Below are 21,456 nucleotides of genomic sequence, written 5' to 3'. Positions count from 1 at the left end.
GCGGAATGACGGCGAATCTTGGCGGAGGAACGAATTCTGATGCCGAAGGCGGACTGGTTCGCCATATTCCGGTCATGCTGGCGGAAGTGCTCGAGGCGCTCGCGCCGCAGGCCGGCAAGCTGATCCTCGACGGAACCTTCGGGGCCGGCGGCTATACCGCCGCCATCCTCGAAGCCGGGGCAAACGTGATCGCGCTCGACCGCGATCCGACGGCGATCGCAGGCGGCCGGGCGCTGGTGCAAGCCAGCAACGGCCGCCTGTCGCTGGTCCATTCCGAATTCTCGCGGCTTGGCGAGCTTGCGCCGGCTGAAGGCCTCGACGGTATCGTTCTCGATATCGGCGTCTCCTCGATGCAGATCGACGAAGCCGATCGCGGCTTTTCTTTCCAGAAGAACGGCCCGCTCGACATGCGCATGTCGGCGTCCGGCGTTTCGGCCGCCGATGTCGTCAATCGCGCCAAGGTTTCTGACCTCATCCGCATCTTCGGTTTTCTCGGTGAAGAGAAGCAGGCGGGGCGGATCGCGCGCGCCATCGAGAAAAAGCGTGCCGACGAACCCTTCCGCACTACCCGCGATCTGGCCGGGCTGATCGAGATCGTCACGCCGCGCAAGGCCAAGGACAAGATCCATCCCGCGACGCGCGTCTTCCAGGCGCTGCGCATCTTCGTTAACGACGAGTTGGGCGAGCTGGCGCAGGCGCTGCTTGCGGCGGAGCGGGTGCTGAAGCCGGGCGGCCGTCTGGTCGTCGTCACCTTCCATTCGCTGGAAGACCGCATCGTCAAGAAATTCTTCGTCGATCGTTCCGGCCGCGCCGGCGGCTCGCGCCACATGCCGATGCCGGTCGAGCGCGCCGCGACCTTCGACCCCGTCGGCAAGGGCATGGTGGCGGCAAGCGAGGCGGAAGCCGAGCTCAATCCGCGCGCCCGTTCGGCAAAACTGCGGGTCGGGCAACGCACGGCGGCACCGGCCGAAAAGGCCGACATGTCCATTTTCGATCTGCCCGATCTCGCCAGTCTTGAAAAGTTGGGAGGCTGAAACCGATGCTGAAGACCTTCGATTTCATCCTGATCGGCGTCATGACCGCCACGGCGACGGTCACCTATTCGATCAAGCACCGCGCCGAGCTGAAGCTCGAAGAGGTCAAGCGCCTCGAATCCGAGATCAAGCTGGAAAAGGACACGATCGACCTGTTGCGCGCGGACTGGGCGCTGCTGACCCAGCCTAACCGCCTGGAAAAGCTGATCAAGACCTATGACGGCGAATTGAAGCTTGCCCCCACCGATCCCACCCAGCTCGTCCAGCCCATCGAATTGCCGATGCTGCGCGACGAACTGCCGGCGGTGGAAGTCGCCGACGACAAGGGCGACAAGGACGGCAAGGCTGCCAAGCAAAAGAAGACGGCCGAGAATGGCCGCAAACCCGCTGATAAAATCGTAACTGGATCGGTGAAGCCCTGATGTCCTTTTTATCCCGGATCATGGTGCTGAAGAGCAAGGCTCACTTTTCCGCCGGCGGCCATAACCGCGCCGGTGGGCCACAGGGAGCCGCCTTTCAGGGAACGATGAAGAAGAAGAACCGCCAGACGCGCAGCCGCGTGGCGATTCTCATGGTCGGTTTCTCCATGGTCTACGTGGTCATCGGCGGGCGGCTGGTGCAATACGGTATCGCTTCGCCGGATGTCGTTTCCAGCATCCTGCCGGCCGACCGTTTCATGGCCTCGCGGCCGGACATCCTCGACCGCAACGGCGAGGTGCTGGCGACCGACATCCGCACCGTCTCGCTCTACGCCGAGCCGCACAAGATCGTCGATCCCGACGAGGCGGTGGAAATGCTGGCGACGGTGCTGCCCGATCTCGACGTCAAGGGCACCTATCGCAAGCTGTCGTCCAAATCGCATTTCCAATGGCTGCGCCGCCAGCTGACGCCGAAGCAGCAGAGCCAGATTCTCGCGCTCGGCATTCCCGGCATCGGTTTCAGGCCGGAAAAGCGCCGCTTCTATCCGGGCGGGCCGACCGCCTCGCATGTCGTCGGTTACGTCAATATCGACAATCGCGGCGTCGCTGGCATGGAACGCTATATCGACACGCAGGGGCTTGCCGATCTCGCCGCCGTCGGCATGACCAGCGATACGCCGCTGGAGCCGGTGAAACTTTCCATCGACCTGCGCGTGCAGGCGATCGTGCGCGAGATCGTCGTTAATGCGGTGGTCAACTACAAGTCCAAGGGTGCGGGCGCCGTGGTGCTCGACGCCAATACCGGCGAAGTGCTGGCCATGGCCTCGGCGCCGGATTTCGATCCGAACAACCCGCAGGAAGGGGCCGCCGAAGGCTGGCTGAACCGCATGTCGAACGGCACGTTCGAGATGGGCTCGACCTTCAAGTCCTTCACCACCGCGATGGCGATCGATTCGGGCAAGGTGAAGCTTTCCGATAGCTTCGACGCCCGTTTCCCGATCCGCATCGGCGGCTTCACCATCAAGGACTTCCACGGCAAGCACCGCGTTCTCAGCGTGCCGGAAATCTTCCAGTATTCCTCCAACATCGGCACGGCCAAGATGGCCGACGTCGTCGGCATCGAGGCGCACAAGGAATTCCTGACCAGGATGGGCCTGCTGACCAAGATGCAGACCGAACTGCCGGAAGTGAAGATGCCGTCGCAGCCGCGCGAATGGAAGAAGATCAACTCGATCACCATTTCCTTCGGCCACGGCGTTTCGACGACGCCGCTGCAGACGGCGGTGGCAGGTGCCGCGCTGATTAATGGTGGCCGACTGATCCAGCCGACCTTCCTGCCGCGCACCCGCGAACAGGCCGACGAGGTGGCGCAGACGGTCATCAAGGACAAGACCAGCGCCGACATGCGCTATCTCTTCGAATATAACGGCGTCAACGGTTCCGGCCGCAATGCCCGCGTGCCGGGCTTCGACGTCGGCGGCAAGACCGGCACGGCCGACAAGGTCGTCAACGGCCGCTACAGCAGTTCGCTGAACTTCAACGCCTTCCTCGCCGCCTTCCCGATGCGCAATCCACAATATATTGTGCTGACCTTCTGCGACGAGCCCCATGCCGGCGAGGGCGGCACCATCGCCTCGTTCACCGCAGCGCCGATGGTGCGGGACATCATCCGCCGGGCCGGCCCCATCCTCGGCGTCGAGCCGCAATTCGGCGCCAACGGCACGGCCTTGCTGGAGTCGTATTGAGCGGAGAAGAATAAGTCAGCGATTCGCGTGGGGTACGTGGGCGCAAGGAAAGAACAGTTAGGCCGATGAAACTCAGCGATCTGGCCGGGCAGGCATTCCCGGAACTCGATTCCTCCCTGTCGGGCGAAGCGGGCAGCCTCGACATCTCCGGCCTGACGGCCGATAGCCGCGCGGTCGAACCCGGCAATCTCTTCGTGGCGCTGGCCGGCACCAAGGCGGACGGCGCGCGTTATGTCGGCGACGCCGTTGCACGCGGCGCGGTCGCCGTCGTCTCCGGCCATCCGGTCGAGGGTGTCACGGTGCCGGTGCTGGTCGTCTCCGATCCGCGCCGCTTTCTGGCGCTGGCCGCCGCCCGCTTTTTTGGCGCGCAGCCGGAAATCATGGTCGCCGTTACCGGTACGGCCGGCAAGACCTCGGTCGCCTCCTTCACCCGCCAGATCTGGGCGCATGCCGGCCTTGCCGCCGCGCAGATCGGCACGACCGGCGTGATTTCGCCGGAGCGCAACGATTACGGCGCGTTGACGACGCCGGATCCGGTATCGCTGCACCGGCTGCTTGCGGAACTGGCCGGCGAGGGCGTCACCCATGCCGCCATGGAAGCCTCCAGCCACGGCCTCGACCAGTCGCGCCTCGACGGCGTGCGTCTCGCCGCCGGCGCCTTCACCAATCTCGGCCGCGACCACATGGATTACCACCCGACGGTGGAAGACTATATGGCGGCGAAGATGCGGCTGTTCACCGACCTGCTGCCCAAGGGCGCGCCGGCGGTGATCTTCTCCGACGACCCGTGGTCCGAGGAGGCGATCCGCGTCGCCACCGCCGCCGGCCACGACGTGCGCACGGTCGGCCGCAAGGGCGATTATCTGACCTTGAAGCGCGTTGAGCATTTCCGCCACAAGCAGATGGCCGAGGTGCATCACGGCGGCGAGATCTATGAAGTGCATATTCCGCTGGCCGGCGATTTCCAGATCGCCAATGCACTGGTGGCTGCCGGCCTTGCCCTTTCGACGGGCGTTGCGCCGGCCGTTGCCATGGCGGCACTCGGCAAGTTGCAGGGAGCTTCGGGCCGCCTCGAACTGGTCGGGCAGACCGGCGACGGCGCGCTCGCCTATGTCGATTATGCCCACAAGCCGGATGCGCTGGAAAACGTGCTGACCTCGGTCCGGCCGTTCACCACCGGCCGGGTGATCGTCGTCTTCGGCTGCGGCGGCGACCGCGACAAGGGCAAGCGTCCGATCATGGGCGAGATCGCCTGCCGGCTCGCCGACGTGGTCATCGTCACCGACGACAATCCGCGCTCGGAAGTGCCGGATGTCATCCGCTCGGAAATCATGGCCGCCGCGCCTTCGGCGACCGAAATCGGTGACCGCGCCGCCGCCATCCGCCACGCCGTCTCGCTGCTTTCCAGCGGCGATACGCTGATCGTGGCCGGCAAGGGGCATGAGGAAGGCCAGACGGTGGGCTCCCTGACCCTGCCGTTCTCCGACCATCATGAAGTGCGCAAGGCATTGGAGGAGATGAAGCATTGACCTGGCTCTGGACGACCGACGAGATGATCGCCGCGATGGCTGGCCGCCCGATCGGCATGCCGCCGCAGGGTATTACCGGCATCTCGATCGATAGCCGCTCGATCTCCAAGGGGGACGCGTTCTTCGCCATCAAGGGTGACCGGGTGGATGGCCACACCTTCGCCGGCCTCGCCGTCGCCAATGGCGCGACGGTGCTGGTCGTCGCCGAAGGCAGGCTTGCCGGTCTCGGCCACCTGCTGACCACGCCGATGATCGTCGTCAACGACGTCCTGGAGGCGCTGCGGCGTCTGGCCGTGGCGTCGCGCGCCCGCAGCCAGGCCAAAATCATCGCCGTCACCGGCTCGGTCGGCAAGACGACCACCAAGGAAATGCTGCGCCATGTGCTGGAGCCCTCGGGTAAGGTCCATGCCGCCGTCGCCTCGTTCAACAATCACTGGGGCGTGCCGCTGACGCTGGCGCGCATGCCGGCCGATACCGATTTCGGCGTCTTCGAGATCGGCATGAACCATCCCGGCGAAATCCGGCCGCTGGTCAAGATGGTGCGCCCGCATGTCGCCATCGTCACCACCATCGCCGCCGCCCATCTCGGCAATTTCTCCGGTCTTGAGGAAATCGCCGCCGCCAAGGCGGAGATTTTCGAGGGCGTCGAGCCGGACGGGCACGCCATCCTCAATCGCGACAACGAACAATACGACTTCCTCGAAGCCGCCGCCCATGCGGCCGGCGTCGCGCATGTGCATTCCTTCGGACAGCACGCGAAAGCCGATTTCCAGCTTGCCGATTTCGACGGCACGGCGGAAGGCTCCACGGTATTGGCCAGCCTCGACGGCGAGCCGATGGAAATCGTCATCGGCGCTCCCGGCCGCCACATTGCCGAGAATGCCTTGGCAGCGCTCGGCGCCGCGCAATTGGCCGGCGCCGATCTCGCCGAGGCGGCGCTTGCGCTGCAGGATCTGAAGCCGGTCAAGGGGCGCGGCCAGCGCCACAAGCTCGCCATCGGCCATGACAGCTTCTTCACGCTGATCGACGAAAGCTACAATGCCAATCCCGCCTCGATGCGGGCGGCGGTCGCGTTGCTGTCGGCGGCGCAGCCGGAAGGCGAGGGGCGGCGCATCGCCATCCTCGGCGACATGCTGGAAATGGGCGAATTCGCCGAGCAGGTGCATGCCGATCTCGCATCGCCGCTGCTGGCGGGCGGTATCGAGCATGTCTGGCTCGCCGGGCCGGAGATGATGCATCTGCGCGAATCCCTGCCGCCGACCATCAGCGTCGAATACCGGCTGGCGACCGAGGATCTGGCGGATTTCGTCGTGCGGGCCGTCGGGCCGGGCGATGTGCTGATGGTCAAATCCTCGCTCGGGATCGGCTTCGGCAAGATCGTCGCCGCGCTGCTTGACAAGTATCCGGCATTCTTGGACACGCAGCCCCAACCTTAAAACGGGCGTGAGAAAGGGCTTTTATGCTAATCTGGCTTGTGGAACTGGCGAACCACGTTCAAATCTTCAACCTTTTCAGGTACATCACGTTCCGCACCGGAGCCGCCCTCTTTACCTCCGCCTTCATTGTCTTCCTGTTCGGCCCGCGAATCATCGCTTCGCTGCGCATCCGCCAGGGCAAGGGCCAGCCGATCCGCGCCGATGGGCCGCAGACGCATTTCAAGAAGGCGGGCACGCCGACCATGGGCGGGCTGATGATTCTCGCCGGCATCGTCGGCTCGTCGCTGCTCTGGGCCGATCTCTCCAGCGTCTACGTCGTCTCGACGCTGCTGGTGACGCTCGGCTTCGGCGCCATCGGTTTCTATGATGACTATCTGAAGGTCACCAAGCAGAGCGACAAGGGCTTTTCCGGCAAGGCACGCCTCAGCATCGAGTTCGTGATCGCCGCCATTGCCGTCTACGCGATGATGCATACGTCGATGTCGAGTTCGGCGCATGGGGCGAGCTTCGCGACCTCGGTCGCCTTTCCCTTCTTCAAGGATCTGTTCATCAATCTCGGCGTGTTCTTCGTCATCTTCGGCGGCTTCGTCATCGTCGGCGCCGGCAATGCGGTGAACCTGACCGACGGCCTCGACGGTCTCGCCATCGTGCCGGTGATGATCGCCTCCGCCTCGTTCGGCGTCATCGCCTATCTCGCTGGCAATGCGGTGTTCGCCGGTTACCTGCAGATCAATTTCGTGCCCGGCACCGGCGAACTCGCGGTCATCCTTGGCGCGGTCATCGGCGCGGGCCTCGGCTTCCTGTGGTTCAATGCGCCGCCCGCCGCCATCTTCATGGGCGATACCGGTTCGCTGGCGCTCGGCGGCCTGATCGGCTCGGTCGCGGTTGCCACCAAGCATGAGATCGTCATGGTCATCATCGGCGGCTTGTTCGTCATGGAAACCCTGTCGGTCATCATCCAGGTCGGCTTCTTCAAGCTCACCGGCCGGCGCGTCTTCCTGATGGCGCCGATCCACCATCATTTCGAAAAGAAGGGCTGGACGGAAAGCCAGGTGGTGATCCGCTTCTGGATCATCGCCGTCGGCCTCGCCATGGTCGGCCTTTCGACCCTCAAGCTGCGGTAAGATCGAAAATGATCCCGGTAACGACGTTCAAGGGCAGGCAGGTCGCGCTTTTCGGCCTCGGCGGTTCGGGGCTGGCGACGGCGAGAGCCCTGGTCGCCGGCGGTGCCGAGGTGACCGCCTGGGACGACAATCCCGACAGCGTCGCCAAGGCGGGGGCCGAAGGCATCGCGACCGCCGATCTGCGCGGCATCGACTGGAGCAAGCTCGCCGCCTTCGTGCTGTCGCCCGGCGTGCCGTTGACCCATCCGAAACCCCATTGGACCGTCGACCTCGCCAAGGCGGCGGGCGTCGAGGTCATCGGCGATGTCGAGCTGTTCGTGCGCGAGCGCCGGGCGCATGCGCCCGATTGCCCGTTCATCGCGATTACCGGCACCAACGGTAAATCCACGACGACGGCGCTGATCGCCCACATCCTGCGCTCCAGCGGCCGCGACACCCAGCTTGGCGGCAATATCGGCACGGCGATCCTGACGCTCGATCCGCCCAAGGCCGAGCGCTATTTCGTCGTCGAATGCTCGTCCTACCAGATCGATCTCGCCCCGACGCTGAACCCTTCCGCCGGCATCCTGCTCAACCTCACCCCTGACCATCTCGACCGCCACGGCACGATGCAGCATTACGCCGATGTCAAGGAACGGCTGGTCGCCGGCAGCGGCATCGCCGTCATCGGCGTCGACGACAGTTATTGCGCGCTGATCGCGGATCGCGTCGAGCGTGCGGGCACGAAGGTGGTGCGCATTTCGCAGCGGCAGGTGCTGGCCGACGGTCTCTATGCCGAGGGCAGCCGTATCATCCGTGCCGAGACCGGCGCGACGTCGCAGATTGCCGATCTCGCCGGTATCCAGACGCTGCGTGGCAGCCACAACGCCCAGAATGCGGCAGCGGCGATTGCCGCCTGCCTCGCGGTCGGCATCTCGGCCGAGGACATCCGCGCCGGGCTCGCCTCGTTTCCGGGGCTCAAGCATCGCATGCAGCCGGTCGGCAAGCGTGGCGAAGTCGTCTTCGTCAACGATTCCAAGGCGACCAATGCCGATGCGGCGGCCCCCGCTCTGTCGAGCTACGAGCGCATCTACTGGATTGCCGGCGGCCTGCCCAAGGCCGGCGGCATCACGACGCTGACCGGCTTCTTCCCGCGCATCGTCAAGGCCTATCTGATCGGCGAGGCGGCGGCGGAGTTCGCGGCGACGCTGGGGCAGGCGGTGCCTTACGAGATCTCCGGCACGCTGGAGCGCGCGGTCGCCCATGCGGCGGCGGATGCAGCCGGCGATCCCAAGGGCGCATCCGCCGTGATGCTCTCCCCGGCTTGCGCAAGCTTCGACCAGTACAAGAATTTCGAGGTCAGGGGCGATGCCTTCGTCAGCCACGTCAAGGCGCTGGACGGCATCACCATGCTGATCGACACCGAATCCGGAGGCAAATGACATGGTAAGCCGAGCCGAGCGTGGACCTGTCGCGGACTGGTTCTGGACGATTGACCGGGTGTTTCTCGCCACCTTCGTGCTGTTGATGGGGATTGGCTTCATGCTGTCCTTCGCGGCCTCGCCGCCGGTGGCCGAGCGCATCGGCCTCGACAGCTTCCACTTCGTCAAGCGCCACGCGGCCTTCCTGGTGCCGTCTGTTATCATCATGGTCGGCCTGTCCTTCCTGACGCCGCGCCAGGTGCGGCGCACGGCGGTCATCCTGCTCATTGTATCGCTGTCGATGATGATCCTGGCGCTGTTCTTCGGCGTCGAGATCAAGGGCTCGCGGCGCTGGTTCTCGATCGGCAGCTTCGGCGTCCAGCCCTCCGAATTCATGAAGCCGGCCTTCGTCGTCGTCTGCGCCTGGCTGTTTTCCGAACATGCACGCCAGCCGGAAATCCCCGGCAATCTCTTCGCCATCATTCTCTACGGCATCGTCGCGGCGCTGCTTGTCGCCCAGCCTGACCTCGGGCAGACGATCCTGACAAGTGCTGTTTGGGGCGGCATGTTCTTCATGGCTGGCATGCCGTGGATCTGGATCATCCTGCTCGGCGTCGGCGGTGTCGGCGGGTTGTTCAGCGCCTATTACATCTTCCCTCACGTTGCGTCGCGTATCGACAAGTTTCTGACCGGCGAGGGCGACACCTTCCAGGTGGACACCGCCCGCGAGGCGATCATCCGCGGCGACTGGTTCGGCCAGGGACCGGGCGAGGGCATCGTCAAGCGTATCATTCCCGACAGCCATACCGACTTCATCTTCTCGGTGGCGGCGGAAGAATTCGGCATCTTGTTCTGCATGGTGCTGGTGGCGATCTTCACCTTTGTCGTGCTGCGCGGCCTCAAGCATGCCTTCAACGAGCGCGACGACTTCAACCGCTTCGCCGTTGCCGGTCTCGTGCTGCAGATCGGCATGCAGTCGATGATTAATGTCGGGGTGAATCTCGAGCTTCTTCCGGCAAAGGGCATGACCCTGCCACTTATTTCCTATGGCGGATCGTCGATGATCGCCATATGTGTCACGGCTGGCTTCATTCTTGCGCTGACCCGCCACCGCCCGGAGCGGCGCGCGCAGGAGCGGAGCCTGTTCCGCATGCAGCAGGGCGTTCCTGCCGAATGACGGGCACATCCGGAGATAATGTATGACAAAAGGTATCGTCCTCCTCGCCGCCGGCGGAACGGGCGGCCATGTCTTTCCCGCGGAAGCTTTGGCGCATGAGCTGAAGGCGCGTGGTTATGCGGTGCATCTGGTCACCGACAGCCGCGCCGAACGGTTTGCCGGAAAATTTCCCGCCGACGAGATCCACGTCGTGCCCTCGGCCACCATCGGTTCGAAGAACCCGATTGCCGTGGCGCGCTCGCTGTGGACGTTGTGGACCGGCATGCGCGCCGCCCGGCGGCTGATTTCTCGGATCAAGCCGCGCATCGTCGTCGGCTTCGGCGGTTATCCAACCCTGCCGCCGCTGCTCGCCGCCACCGGTCTCGGCGTGCCCTCGATGCTGCACGAGCAGAACGCTGTGATGGGCCGCGCCAACAAGGCGCTGGCCAAGCGCGTCAAGGCGATTGCCGGTGGTTTTCTTCCCGAAGGCGAAGGTCCGTTCGCCGACAAGATTGTCACGACCGGTAATCCGGTGCGCCCGGCAGTGCTGAAGGCGGCGGAAACGGCCTATGCGCCTTCCGGCCCCGGCGAGCCTTTCCGGCTGGTCGTGTTCGGCGGCAGCCAGGGCGCGCAATATTTTTCCGCCGCCATTCCCAATGCCGTCAGCCTGCTCGAAGACGAGGATCGCAGCCGGCTGGTGCTGACCCAGCAGGCGCGGCCGGAAGACAAGGACAAGGTGACGAGCTGCTTTGCCAAGCTCGGCGCGCCGGCGGATATTTCGCCCTTCTTCACCGATATGGCGCAGCGCATCGCGGCCGCGCATCTGGTGATCTGCCGCTCCGGCGCTTCGACCGTCTCGGAAATTTCCGTCATCGGCCGCCCCTCGGTGCTGGTGCCTTATCCCTATGCACTCGATCATGACCAGGCGGCCAATGCCGCGTCGCTGGCCGCCCATGGCGGGGCCAAGGTGATCCCGCAGGCCGAGTTGACGCCGGAGCGTCTGGCTTCCATCATCAAGCATTGCATGCATGACCCGGACAAGCTTTCGCGCATGGCCGCGGCGGCGAAGAAGGCCGGGCGCCCGCAGGCGACGCAGGTTCTCGCCGACATGGTCGAGGCCGTCGCCGCCGGGCAATCGATTACACAGTTCAAGGGAGCGCGCGCATGAAAATGCCGAAGGCCATCGGCCTTGTCCACTTCATCGGCATCGGCGGGATCGGGATGAGCGGCATCGCCGAGGTGCTGCACAATCTCGGCCATCGCGTGCAGGGCTCCGACCAGTCCGAAAGCGCCAATGTGCAGCGCCTGCGCGACAAGGGCATCGAAGTCTTCGTCGGCCACAAGGCCGAAAACCTCGGCGATGCCGAGGTGGTGGTGGTTTCGACCGCCATCCGCAAGAACAATCCCGAACTGATCGCCGCGCGTGAAAAACTGTTGCCGATCGTGCGCCGCGCCGAAATGCTGGCGGAACTGATGCGCTTCCGCAATGCCATCGCCATCGGCGGCACGCATGGCAAGACGACAACCACTTCGATGGTCGGCACGCTCTTGGAAGCCGGCGGGCTCGACCCGACTGTCATCAATGGCGGCATCATCAATGCCTATGGCACCAATGCCCGCATGGGCGAGGGCGAATGGATGGTGGTCGAGGCCGACGAATCGGACGGCACCTTCCTGAAGCTGCCGGCCGACGTCGCCGTGGTCACCAATATCGATCCCGAGCATCTCGACCACTACGGAAATTTCGACGCCGTGCGCGCCGCCTTCCGTCAATTTGTGGAAAACGTGCCGTTTTACGGTTTCGGCGTCATGTGCCTCGACCATCCGGAAGTGCAGGCGCTGGTGGCCGGCATCGAGGATCGAAAGGTCATCACCTATGGCGAAAACCCGCAGGCCGATGCGCGCTTCATGAATGTGCGCATCGAGGGTACCAAAGCGACCTTCGACGTCGAGATCCGCCGCCGCCGTACCGGCAAGGTGTTCGAACTCAAGGATCTGGTGCTGCCGATGCCCGGGCGCCACAATGTTTCAAACGCGACGGCGGCGATTGCCGTCGCCAACCGGCTCGGCATTTCCAATGAGGATATCCGCAAGGGGCTTGCCTCTTTCAGCGGCGTCAAGCGGCGATTCACGCTGACCGGCGAATGGAACGGCGTAAAAGTCTTCGATGATTACGGCCACCATCCGGTGGAAATCAAGGCCGTCCTGCGGGCGGCGCGTGAGGCGACGGGCGGGCGCATCATCGCCGTCCACCAGCCGCATCGCTATACCCGCCTGTCGAGCCTGATGGCGGAATTCGCCGCCTGCTTCAACGATGCCGACAGTATCCTGATCGCGCCGGTCTATTCGGCGGGCGAGGATGCGATTCCCGAAGCCGATTCGCAGACGCTGGTCTCGCGCATCAAGGCCGCCGGACATCGCGACGCCCGATACCTGGAAACACCGCAGGATCTGGCTCCGATCGTCGCGGGCATTGCTAAGCCCGGTGATTTCGTGGTTTTGTTGGGGGCTGGTAATATCACGCAATGGGCGGCTGCGCTGCCCAGGGAATTGGAAGGCATTTCGGGACAGTCCGCATGAAACAGGTGAATGGGGAAAAACTTCTGGCCTCTCTCGGAGACAAGGTCAGCCAGCTTCGAGGACGCTTGACGCCTGACGCGCCGATGGATCGGGTCACCTGGTTCCAGGCCGGCGGGCTGGCCGAGCTGATGTTCCAGCCGCATGACGTCGACGATCTCGTAACCTTCTTGAGCGTGTTGCCGGAAGAGGTGCCCCTGACCGTGGTCGGCGTCGGCTCGAACCTTCTGGTGCGCGACGGCGGCATTCCCGGCGTCGTGCTACGCCTGTCGGCCAAGGGCTTCGGTCAGGTGGAGCTTGCCGGCGAGAACCGCATCCGCGCCGGCGCGATCTGCCCGGACAAGAACGTCGCGGCGATGGCGGCCGATAACGGTATCGGCGGGCTGCATTTCTATTATGGCATTCCCGGCAGTGTCGGGGGCGCGCTTCGCATGAACGCCGGCGCCAACGGCGTCGAGACGGCCATGCGTGTTGTCGAGGTTCATGCCGTCGACCGCAAGGGCAACAGGCATGTGCTCTCCAATGCCGATATGGGCTACAGCTACCGCCACAGCCAGGCGGCGGCCGACCTGATCTTCACCCATGCCGTCTTCCAGGGCTATGCCGAGGATCGGGCGGTCATCCGCGCCGAGATGGATGCGGTGCGCAACCATCGCGAGACGGTGCAGCCGATCCGCGAGAAGACCGGCGGCTCGACCTTCAAGAATCCCGAGGGCCATTCGGCCTGGAAGCTGATCGACGATGCCGGTTGCCGCGGGCTGATGATCGGCGGGGCGCAGATGTCGTCGCTACATTGCAATTTCATGATCAATATCGGCCATGCCACCGGCTACGATCTTGAATATCTCGGCGAGGCCGTGCGCGCCCGCGTGTTCGAGACCTCGGGCATCAAGCTGCAATGGGAAATCAAGCGCCTCGGCATCTTCATGCCGGGACGCGAGGTGGCGCCCTTCCAGGGCGTGACGACCGACTGAGGTCAGGCAAAACTTTTATGATGGGCGGCGAGAAATTTTACGCCGCCCGTTTCGTCCATGGCGGTTCCAAGCACCACGTCCATGCCCTTTTCCGTGACCCGCACCAGCGCGAAACCGCCCATATAGGCGGCGGTGGCCTTGACGATATCGAGCCCGGCGGCCTGGTAGATCATCGCCGTCTCGTGCTCATGGCCGTGGAAGATGGCGGCGATATTGTAGCCTTTTAGGATATCGAGCAGGGCGGCGCGGTCGGCATCCGACCACCAATGCGGCGGGCCGTCGCCTTCGGCATCGAAAGTCTTCTTTTCGGGATCCCAGCGCTCCAGCGAAAAATGATCCCAGCCGTAGTGCTGGAACAGCACCACCGGGCGGCCGTCGCCGGCATAGGCGGCGAGGTCGGCCTTCAGCCAGTCGAGGCCGCCGGCAGCACCCTTGTTGCGGTCGCCGGCGAAGCGCTGCATCTGGACGAGGTGCAGGCCCTGCCAGTTCCATGAATAATTGTCGGAGGCCTCGTCGTAATTGTCGACAGGGACGGTCGGTTTGAAGAAGACGCTGGGCTTGTGATTGAGGCGCACGTAATCGCGCAATTCGTTGCGATACCAGTCGAGGTTGGGTGGTCGGCCGTCCTGGTCGAGGTCGTGATTGCCGAGCCCGATATAGACGGGATAATGGACCCGGTCCGGCCCGTGGCCCTGCTGGTAGCGGTGGGAGAATTGCAGCAGTTGCGCGCCTTCGCCTGGCTCCGCCGTCTGTCCGCCGCCATCGTCGGTGACGTCGCCGCAGACGACGACGCCGAGCGGTTTGGCGATGGTTTCCCCGGCGCCAGCAAGGCCGGTCGGCTTGCCGTCGATTTCGCTCGGCCAGCGATTCTCGTGGATGGCGTTGAGCGCTGCGATGTGGCGCAGCAGGTTCGCATCGGTCTTGCCTTCCTCCAGGCAATTGGGGCTGAGCCCATCGCCCATGCGGCAGGCATGCACGTCGTTGATGACGAGGAAGGTGACGTCGGTGGCGGGAATGGCCGCGCCGGCGGCGCGCGGGCCGAGCATGAGGACAAGGCTGCCGCCGGCCAGAAAATCACGTCTGCGAATCAAAAGGCGCTCCATGCGAAAGGGAAGCGCTGAGTATAGAATCGCTGGAAGCTGAGTGAAAGGGAGAGGGCCGCGCGTCAGGCGCGGCCCAGCTCGATTTAGACCTCATCCTTGCCGGAGGCGAGGATGCAGACCAGCGTTACCGCGGCGGAAATGCCGAGGTAATAACCGACATAGGTCATGCCGTAATTCGCCTGCAGCCAGGTGGCGATGTAGGGTGCAAGCGACGCCCCGAAGATGCCGGCGAGGTTGAAGGTGATCGACGAGCCGGTGTAGCGCACGGCGGTGGGGAAGGGCGCGGCGAGCGCCGTGCCGATCAACCCGTAGGTCATGCCCATCAGCGCCATGGCGAAGATCACGAAGACGAAGATTGAGCCTTCGCCGCCGGTCATCAGGCCGGGCAGGAAGAAGGAGAAGAGGCCGATCAGCACGGTGGTCAGGATCAGCACCTCGCGGCGGCCGAATCGCTCCGCCAGCTTGCCGACGATGGGGATGAAGATGCCGAAGACGATCGAGCCGAGGATCTGCACCTCCAGCGCGTCGAGGAATGGGATCTTCAGGACCTTGACGTTGTAGGATAGCAGATAGGCCGAGCCGATATAGAACAGCACGAAGGTCGCCAGCGCCACGAAGGTGCCGAGCAGCAGCGAGCGCTTGTGGTTGGCGAAAAGCTCGGCGACGGGGACCGCGACGCGCTCATGGCTGTCGATGGCCTTCTGGAAGTCCGGCGTCTCGGTGATCGACAGGCGCACCCACAGCCCGATGACGATCAGGATGATCGAGGCGATGAACGGTACGCGCCAGCCCCAGCTCAAAAGCGCCTCCTGCGACATGACCTGCAGCAGCAGCCAGAAGATGCCCGACGACAGGAACAGGCCGACGGGAGCGCCGAGCTGCGGGAACATGCCGTACCAGCTTTTCTTGCCCTCGGGCGCGTTTTCGGTGGCGAGCAGCACCGCGCCGCCCCATTCGCCGCCAAGCCCGAAGCCCTGGCCGAAGCGGCACAGCGCCAGAAGCAGAGGCGCGACGACGCCGATCTGCTCGTAGGAGGGCAGGAGGCCGATGACGACGGTCGAGATGCCCATGGTCAGGAGCGCGGCCACCAGCGTCGTCTTGCGGCCGATGCGGTCGCCGAAATGGCCGAACACGACGGCGCCGAACGGCCGGGCGAAGAAGGCGATGGAGAAGGTGGCGAAGGAGGAGAGCAGCGCCGTGGTCGGATCGCTGTTGGGGAAGAACAGCGTCGGGAACACCAGCACGGCGGCGGTGGCATAGACGTAGAAGTCGAAGAATTCGATGGTCGTGCCGACCAGGCTGGCCATCAGAACTTGTGCAGGCGAATTGACCTTGTTCGATGCGTCCGGGGTCGGCGATATGCGCGATATCGCGTCGGTCATTGTCTTTCCAATCGGGAACGTTTGAGGGCCGTCGATGGGCCTTCCCCCCTCCTAATTGATTTTTACCAAGCGGGAAATGCACAGGTCGTATTAATAAGTCTTGCTGATTTGCTATTTTTGCATGGCTGTTATGCATGGCGCGCCTGGGTGGAGGTGTTCTTTCTCCGGAAAAGCCGGGAAACGCGGGCGGATTGGAGGCGAGAGCGGTGAAGGCCTCATTCCAGAACACATCCGCCGCCATGCTTGCCTGCACTGCAACTCTCTGATTCCAGAGAGCGAATCCGATTCCATGGACAGGGTGGCGTAGAAATATTTGTGCCGAACCGGCACCGGTTAACGAAAGTAAACACTTCATTAACCTTAATGGCGTCTAACTCGGACATGGCGCGGAATGTCCCGATTCGCCGCAGGCGCGGAGATGGGGGACAGGGCCAACGCAGACATGATTTGGGGGCGTGAATGACAAAGCATATTGCTGTCCTGATGGGCGGGTTTTCCTCGGAGCGGCCGGTGAGCCTGTCCTCGGGTGCGGCCTGTGCGGATGCGCTCGAAGCCGAAGGCTTTCGCGTAACGCGCATCGATGTCGACCGCAATGTCGCCTCGGTGCTGGCGGAGATGCGCCCCGACGTCGCCTTCAATGCCCTGCACGGCCCCTATGGCGAGGACGGCACCATCCAGGGCATCCTCGAATATCTGGAAATTCCCTATACGCATTCGGGCGTGCTCGCCTCGGCGCTGGCCATGGACAAGGCGCAGGCCAAGCATGTCGCCAAGGCGGCGGGCATTCCCGTGGCCGAAGCGCGGGTGATGAGCCGTTTCGAGATCGGCAACGAGCATCCGATCAAGCCGCCCTATGTCGTCAAGCCGGTGCGCGAGGGCTCATCCTTCGGCGTGGTCATCGTCAAGGAAGACCGCACCCATCCGCCGCAGATCCTCACCTCCGCCGAATGGCGCTACGGCGACCGGGTCATGGTCGAGCGCTATGTGCCGGGCCGTGAGCTGACCTGCGGCGTCATGGGCGATACGCCGCTTGGCGTCACCGAGATCATCCCGGTCGCGCAGGAGTTCTACGACTACGACGCAAAGTATGCCGCAGGCGGCTCACGCCACGTCATTCCGGCGCAGATTTCACCGAATATTTACCAAACAATACAACAATTGGCTCTCAAGGCGCATCAAGCGATCGGGTGCCGCGGCGTCAGCCGCTCCGATTTCCGGTTCGACGACTCCTCAGGCGATGGCGAGGTCATCTGGCTGGAGATCAATACGCAACCCGGCATGACACCCACCTCCCTGGTGCCCGAAATGGCTCAACATGCGGGCCTTTCCTTTGGTAAATTTCTCCGTTGGATGGTGGAGGACGCTTCGTGTTCGCGCTGATCGGCAAAAAGGCGATGAAGCAGCAGCCGGCCTATGCCGCGCCGCTGCCGGTCGAGCTGGACGACAAGATCGTCCTGCCCCGGCCTCTCAGGCGCATGGTGCGCTTCATGGTGAGCCTTGCCACCGGGCGCATCCATATTCCCGCCCATACCGGCACGCTCGCCACCTTCGTCTTCTTCGGGGCGACAGGGCTCTACGGCATGTCGCTTGGCGGCCAGGCCGATTCGCTGGCGGAAGCCACGACGACCGCCGTCGGCTTCGCCATCGAGGACGTCAAGGTTTCGGGCAACAACCAGACCTCGGAAATCGATATCCTGCAATTGCTGGGTCTCGATGGCACCACCTCGCTGGTGGCGCTCGACATCAACGCCGCCCGCCAGAAGCTCATCCACCTGCCCTGGGTCCAGGACGCCGAGGTGCGCAAGATCTATCCGCGCACCATCGAGGTGAAACTGAAGGAGCGGGAAGCCTATGCCATCTGGCAGCATGGCGCGGAACTGTCGCTGATCGAAAAGAGCGGCGCCGTCATCGCCCCCTTGCGTGACAACAAATACACGACGCTGCCGCTGTTCGTCGGCCAGAACGCCGAGCGCGCCGTCAACGACTTTGAAAAGCAGTTCGCCGACTGGCCGGAGATGAAAAAGCGCGTCAAGGCTTTCGTGCGCGTTGCCGGCCGTCGCTGGGATTTGCATCTCGACAACGGCATCGTCGTCAAGCTGCCGGAAACCGACGTGGCGCGCGCCCTGCAGCAGCTCACCGAGTTCGATGCCGAACACAAGCTGCTGGAGCGCGACATCGCCGCCGTCGACCTGCGGCTGCCCGACAGAACCACCATTCAGCTGACCCCCGGCGCCGCCGAGCGCCGCCAGGTGGCCGTGCAGGCCCGGGACAAGGCCATCAAGAAAGCGGAGAAACAGATATGAGCATCTTCGGATCCTCACATTTCGGTCTGCCGCGTCTCAAGCCGCTGTCATCCAAGCGGTCTCATGTCGTTACGGTGCTCGACATCGGCTCGACCAAGGTCGTTTGCATGATCGGCCGGCTGACGCCGCGCGAAGAAAGCGAAATCCTTCCCAACCGCACCCATCATGTCGAGGTGATCGGGATCGGGCATCAGCGCTCGCGCGGCATCAAGGCCGGCGTCATCGCCGATCTGGAAGCGGTCGAGAGCGTCGTGCGGCTTGCCGTCGATGCGGCCGAGCGCATGGCGGGGCTTACCGTCGACAGCCTGATCGTCAACGTCTCCGCTGGCCGCGTCGCTAGCGACGTCTATACCGCCACCATCGATCTCGGCGGCCAGGAAGTGGAAGCGGGCGATCTCAGGCGCGTGCTGACCGCCGCCTGCCAGCAATCGGTGCGCAACGACCGCGCCGTGCTGCATTCGCTGCCGACGGGCTATTCGCTGGATGGAGAACGTGGCATCCGCGATCCGCTCTCCATGTATGGCGACGTTCTCGGTGTCGACATGCATGTGGTGACCTCCGAGCGCACGGCGCTGAAGAACCTCGAACTGTGCATCAACCGCGCGCATCTGTCGGTCGAGGGCATGGTCGTGACCCCCTATGCCAGCGGCCTGGCCGCGCTGGTCGACGACGAGGTCGAACTCGGCTGCGCCGCCATCGACATGGGCGGCGGCACCACGACCATCTCGGTCTTCGCCGAGGGCAAGCTGGTGCATATCGATGCCGTCAGCCTCGGCGGCCATCACGTCACCACCGATCTCGCCCGCGGTCTTTCGACCCGGATCGAGGATGCCGAACGGTTGAAGGTGGTTCATGCCTCTGCTTTGCCGAATGCTGGCGACGAGCGCGACCTGGTCTCCATCCCGCCGATCGGCGAGGACGACCGCGACCAGCCGACCCAGGTGCCGCGCGCGCTGGTGTCGCGCATCGTGCGCGCCCGCATCGAGGAAACGCTGGAACTGATCCGCGACCGCATCCAGCGCTCCGGTTTCAGTCCCATCGTCGGCAAGCGTGTCGTCCTGACCGGCGGCGCCAGCCAGTTGACCGGCCTTTCGGAAGCCGCCCGCCGCATTCTGGCGCGCAATGTCCGCATCGGCCGCCCGATGGGTGTCTCCGGCCTGCCGACGGCAGCCAAGGGCCCGGCCTTTTCGACGGCGGTCGGCCTGCTGATCTATCCGCAGGTCGCCGATATGGAAACCCATGCGGGTCAAGGTGGTTTGCTGTCATCGCTGGGCGGCGGCAATAGCCGGATCGCGCGCGTGGGGCAGTGGTTGAAAGAGAGTTTTTGACACCGCGCCGGGACCGACACCGGTTCCGGGCAAGGTGACGCAGGTAACGAAACATATTGGCCGGCGTGGTGATGCGGCCGGATAAAGAAGGAACGGGTAAATGACAATCAAGCTGCAAAAGCCAGACATCACCGAGCTGAAGCCTCGGATTACCGTATTCGGCGTGGGCGGCGGCGGCGGCAACGCCGTGAACAACATGATCACAGCCGGGCTGCAGGGCGTCGATTTCGTCGTCGCCAATACCGATGCCCAGGCGCTCGCCATGGCGAAGTCGGAGCGAATCATTCAGCTCGGCATCAACGTCACGGAAGGCCTCGGCGCCGGCTCGCAGCCGGAAGTCGGCCGCGCCGCCGCTGAAGAATGCATCGACGAGATCGTCGATCACCTCAATGGAACGCATATGTGCTTCGTCACCGCCGGCATGGGCGGCGGCACCGGCACGGGTGCTGCCCCGGTCGTCGCGCAGGCCGCGCGCAACAAGGGCATCCTCACCGTCGGAGTCGTCACCAAGCCGTTCCATTTCGAGGGCGCACGGCGCATGCGCCTTGCAGAACAGGGCATTCAGGAACTGCAGAAGTCGGTCGACACGCTGATCGTCATTCCGAACCAGAACCTGTTCCGCATCGCCAACGATAAGACGACCTTCGCCGATGCCTTCGCGATGGCCGACCAGGTGCTGTATTCGGGCGTTGCCTGCATCACCGACCTGATGGTCAAGGAAGGCCTCATCAACCTCGACTTCGCCGACGTTCGCTCGGTGATGCGCGAGATGGGCCGCGCGATGATGGGCACGGGCGAAGCTTCCGGTTCGGGCCGCGCCATGCAGGCCGCCGAAGCTGCGATCGCCAACCCGCTGCTCGACGAAACTTCGATGAAGGGCGCGCAAGGCCTGCTGATCTCCATCACCGGCGGTCGCGACCTTACCCTGTTCGAAGTCGACGAAGCCGCGACCCGCATCCGCGAGGAAGTCGATCCGGACGCCAACATCATCCTCGGCGCTACCTTCGACGAATCGCTCGACGGCATCATCCGCGTTTCGGTCGTCGCCACGGGCATCGACCGCGTTCTCTCGGAAGCCAACAAGGATATCGACTTTCGCCAGGTGACGAAGCCCGCTATCCGTCCGTCCGCGGCCGCCGCTCCGGCAGCGGCCGCACCTCAGCCTGCCGCCGTGATGCAGGCACCGAAAGCCGCCATCGATCCGGTTGCGCAGACCATCCGTTCGGCCGAAGCCGAGCTGGAGCGTGAACTTGATATCGCCGCCCATCGCCCGGCCATGCAGCAGGCGCCGCAGGAAGACGCCTTCCGCCCGCAGAGCAAGCTGTTTGCCCAGTCCGCTCCGGTGGACGCGCCTGTCGCCGCCCGTCCGGCGGCACCGCTGATGCAGCAGCCGGTCGCACAGCAGCCGGTCCATCATCAGCCGTCGCCGGTCATGCAGCAGCATGCCCCGGCGCCGGGCGTTGGCCAGCCGCTGGGTGGTCAGCAGCAGCCGATGATGCGCCAGGAGCCTGCGGCTCCGGTCATCCGCCCCGCCGCGGAAGCGCCGGTGCGCATGCCCAAGGTCGAGGATTTCCCGCCGGTCGTGAAGGCCGAAATGGATCATCGCACTCAGTCGGCTCCGGCCGCGCATGCGGAAGAGCGCGGTCCGATGGGCCTGCTGCGCCGGATCACCAGCTCGCTGAACCGTCGCGACGAGGAGGAATTCCCGGCAGAGGCCGCAGCGCCTGCGCAGGCTGCTCCCCAGCAGCAGCGCCGTCCGCTGTCGCCGGAAGCCAGCCTCTACGCGCCGCGTCGCGGCCAGCTTGACGATCACGGTCGCCAGGTAGCTTCCGGCCGCATCGGCGGCGAGGAAGACCAGCTCGAAATCCCGGCCTTCCTGCGTCGCCAGTCGAACTGACCGACCGTGAATCCACGCTTCGAAGCGCCCGGGCAGCCATGCCCGGGCG

At 64.4% G+C, this 21,456-nt stretch carries 17 protein-coding genes; 15 read left to right on the top strand and 2 right to left on the bottom strand.

Annotation, left to right across the window (positions count from 1 at the left end):
* Window positions 1-5: 5 nt before the first annotated feature.
* The 11 genes from rsmH (at window position 6) to murB (ending at window position 13,394) form a co-directional block, all read left to right on the top strand.
* Window positions 6-1,034 carry a 16S rRNA (cytosine(1402)-N(4))-methyltransferase RsmH gene (gene rsmH / locus P7F60_RS05825; RefSeq protein WP_277916773.1) on the top strand — a complete coding sequence of 343 codons (1,029 nt, stop codon included), beginning with the start codon at window positions 6-8 and terminating at the stop codon, window positions 1,032-1,034.
* 5 nt (window positions 1,035-1,039) lie between these two features.
* Entirely contained in the window at window positions 1,040-1,456 is a 417-nt protein-coding gene (locus P7F60_RS05820) for a hypothetical protein (RefSeq protein WP_277916772.1), read from the top strand.
* On the top strand, window positions 1,456-3,198 hold the full coding sequence (locus P7F60_RS05815) for a penicillin-binding protein 2 (protein ID WP_277916771.1): 1,743 nt from the start codon (window positions 1,456-1,458) through the stop codon (window positions 3,196-3,198). Before P7F60_RS05820 ends, P7F60_RS05815 begins: the two co-directional genes overlap by 1 nt.
* A gap of 65 nt (window positions 3,199-3,263) precedes the next feature.
* The gene (locus P7F60_RS05810) at window positions 3,264-4,727 is read left to right on the top strand and encodes a UDP-N-acetylmuramoyl-L-alanyl-D-glutamate--2,6-diaminopimelate ligase (protein ID WP_277916770.1); all 1,464 of its coding nucleotides are present in this window, start codon (window positions 3,264-3,266) and stop codon (window positions 4,725-4,727) included.
* Window positions 4,724-6,163 (top strand): UDP-N-acetylmuramoylalanyl-D-glutamyl-2,6-diaminopimelate--D-alanyl-D-alanine ligase, encoded by a 1,440-nt coding sequence (locus tag P7F60_RS05805; RefSeq protein ID WP_277916769.1) that lies wholly within the window; start codon window positions 4,724-4,726, stop codon window positions 6,161-6,163. Before P7F60_RS05810 ends, P7F60_RS05805 begins: the two co-directional genes overlap by 4 nt.
* Window positions 6,164-6,186: 23 nt before the next feature.
* Entirely contained in the window at window positions 6,187-7,287 is a 1,101-nt protein-coding gene (mraY, locus tag P7F60_RS05800) for a phospho-N-acetylmuramoyl-pentapeptide-transferase (protein WP_277916768.1), read from the top strand.
* Window positions 7,288-7,295: 8 nt separating this feature from the next.
* A complete protein-coding gene (murD, locus tag P7F60_RS05795; RefSeq protein ID WP_277916767.1) occupies window positions 7,296-8,708 on the top strand; it encodes a UDP-N-acetylmuramoyl-L-alanine--D-glutamate ligase in 1,413 nt (470 codons plus the stop codon).
* A gap of 1 nt (window position 8,709) precedes the next feature.
* On the top strand, window positions 8,710-9,864 hold the full coding sequence (gene ftsW / locus P7F60_RS05790; RefSeq protein WP_277916766.1) for a putative lipid II flippase FtsW: 1,155 nt from the start codon (window positions 8,710-8,712) through the stop codon (window positions 9,862-9,864).
* Between the two features lie 22 nt (window positions 9,865-9,886).
* Entirely contained in the window at window positions 9,887-11,011 is a 1,125-nt protein-coding gene (gene murG / locus P7F60_RS05785; protein ID WP_277916765.1) for an undecaprenyldiphospho-muramoylpentapeptide beta-N-acetylglucosaminyltransferase, read from the top strand.
* A complete protein-coding gene (gene murC / locus P7F60_RS05780) occupies window positions 11,008-12,423 on the top strand; it encodes a UDP-N-acetylmuramate--L-alanine ligase (protein ID WP_277916764.1) in 1,416 nt (471 codons plus the stop codon). The genes murG and murC overlap by 4 nt, the downstream gene beginning before the upstream one ends.
* Window positions 12,420-13,394, top strand: coding sequence for a UDP-N-acetylmuramate dehydrogenase (gene murB, locus P7F60_RS05775; protein WP_277916763.1), 975 nt, complete (start codon window positions 12,420-12,422; stop codon window positions 13,392-13,394). Before murC ends, murB begins: the two co-directional genes overlap by 4 nt.
* Before the next feature lie 2 nt (window positions 13,395-13,396).
* Here murB and P7F60_RS05770 read toward each other — a convergent pair whose 3' ends face one another.
* Window positions 13,397-14,440: a metallophosphoesterase gene (locus P7F60_RS05770; RefSeq protein ID WP_277917186.1), complete on the bottom strand. Its 1,044-nt coding sequence runs from the start codon at window positions 14,438-14,440 to the stop codon at window positions 13,397-13,399.
* 140 nt (window positions 14,441-14,580) lie between these two features.
* Window positions 14,581-15,879 (bottom strand): MFS transporter, encoded by a 1,299-nt coding sequence (locus tag P7F60_RS05765; protein ID WP_277916762.1) that lies wholly within the window; start codon window positions 15,877-15,879, stop codon window positions 14,581-14,583.
* A gap of 459 nt (window positions 15,880-16,338) precedes the next feature.
* Here P7F60_RS05765 and P7F60_RS05760 point away from each other — a divergent pair, with 459 nt between their 5' ends.
* The 4 genes from P7F60_RS05760 (at window position 16,339) to ftsZ (ending at window position 21,407) form a co-directional block, all read left to right on the top strand.
* Window positions 16,339-17,259, top strand: coding sequence for a D-alanine--D-alanine ligase (locus P7F60_RS05760; RefSeq protein WP_277916761.1), 921 nt, complete (start codon window positions 16,339-16,341; stop codon window positions 17,257-17,259).
* Window positions 17,247-18,182, top strand: coding sequence for a cell division protein FtsQ/DivIB (locus tag P7F60_RS05755; RefSeq protein WP_277916760.1), 936 nt, complete (start codon window positions 17,247-17,249; stop codon window positions 18,180-18,182). The genes P7F60_RS05760 and P7F60_RS05755 overlap by 13 nt, the downstream gene beginning before the upstream one ends.
* The gene (gene ftsA / locus P7F60_RS05750) at window positions 18,179-19,510 is read left to right on the top strand and encodes a cell division protein FtsA (protein ID WP_277916759.1); all 1,332 of its coding nucleotides are present in this window, start codon (window positions 18,179-18,181) and stop codon (window positions 19,508-19,510) included. Before P7F60_RS05755 ends, ftsA begins: the two co-directional genes overlap by 4 nt.
* A 100-nt stretch (window positions 19,511-19,610) precedes the next feature.
* A complete protein-coding gene (gene ftsZ / locus P7F60_RS05745) occupies window positions 19,611-21,407 on the top strand; it encodes a cell division protein FtsZ (RefSeq protein ID WP_277916758.1) in 1,797 nt (598 codons plus the stop codon).
* The last annotated feature ends 49 nt before the right edge of the window (window positions 21,408-21,456 follow it).

The sequence above is a fragment of the Rhizobium sp. YJ-22 genome, from assembly GCF_029601685.1.
Classification (GTDB): domain Bacteria; phylum Pseudomonadota; class Alphaproteobacteria; order Rhizobiales; family Rhizobiaceae; genus Metarhizobium.
This window is presented reverse-complemented; position numbering and strand designations above follow the sequence as displayed.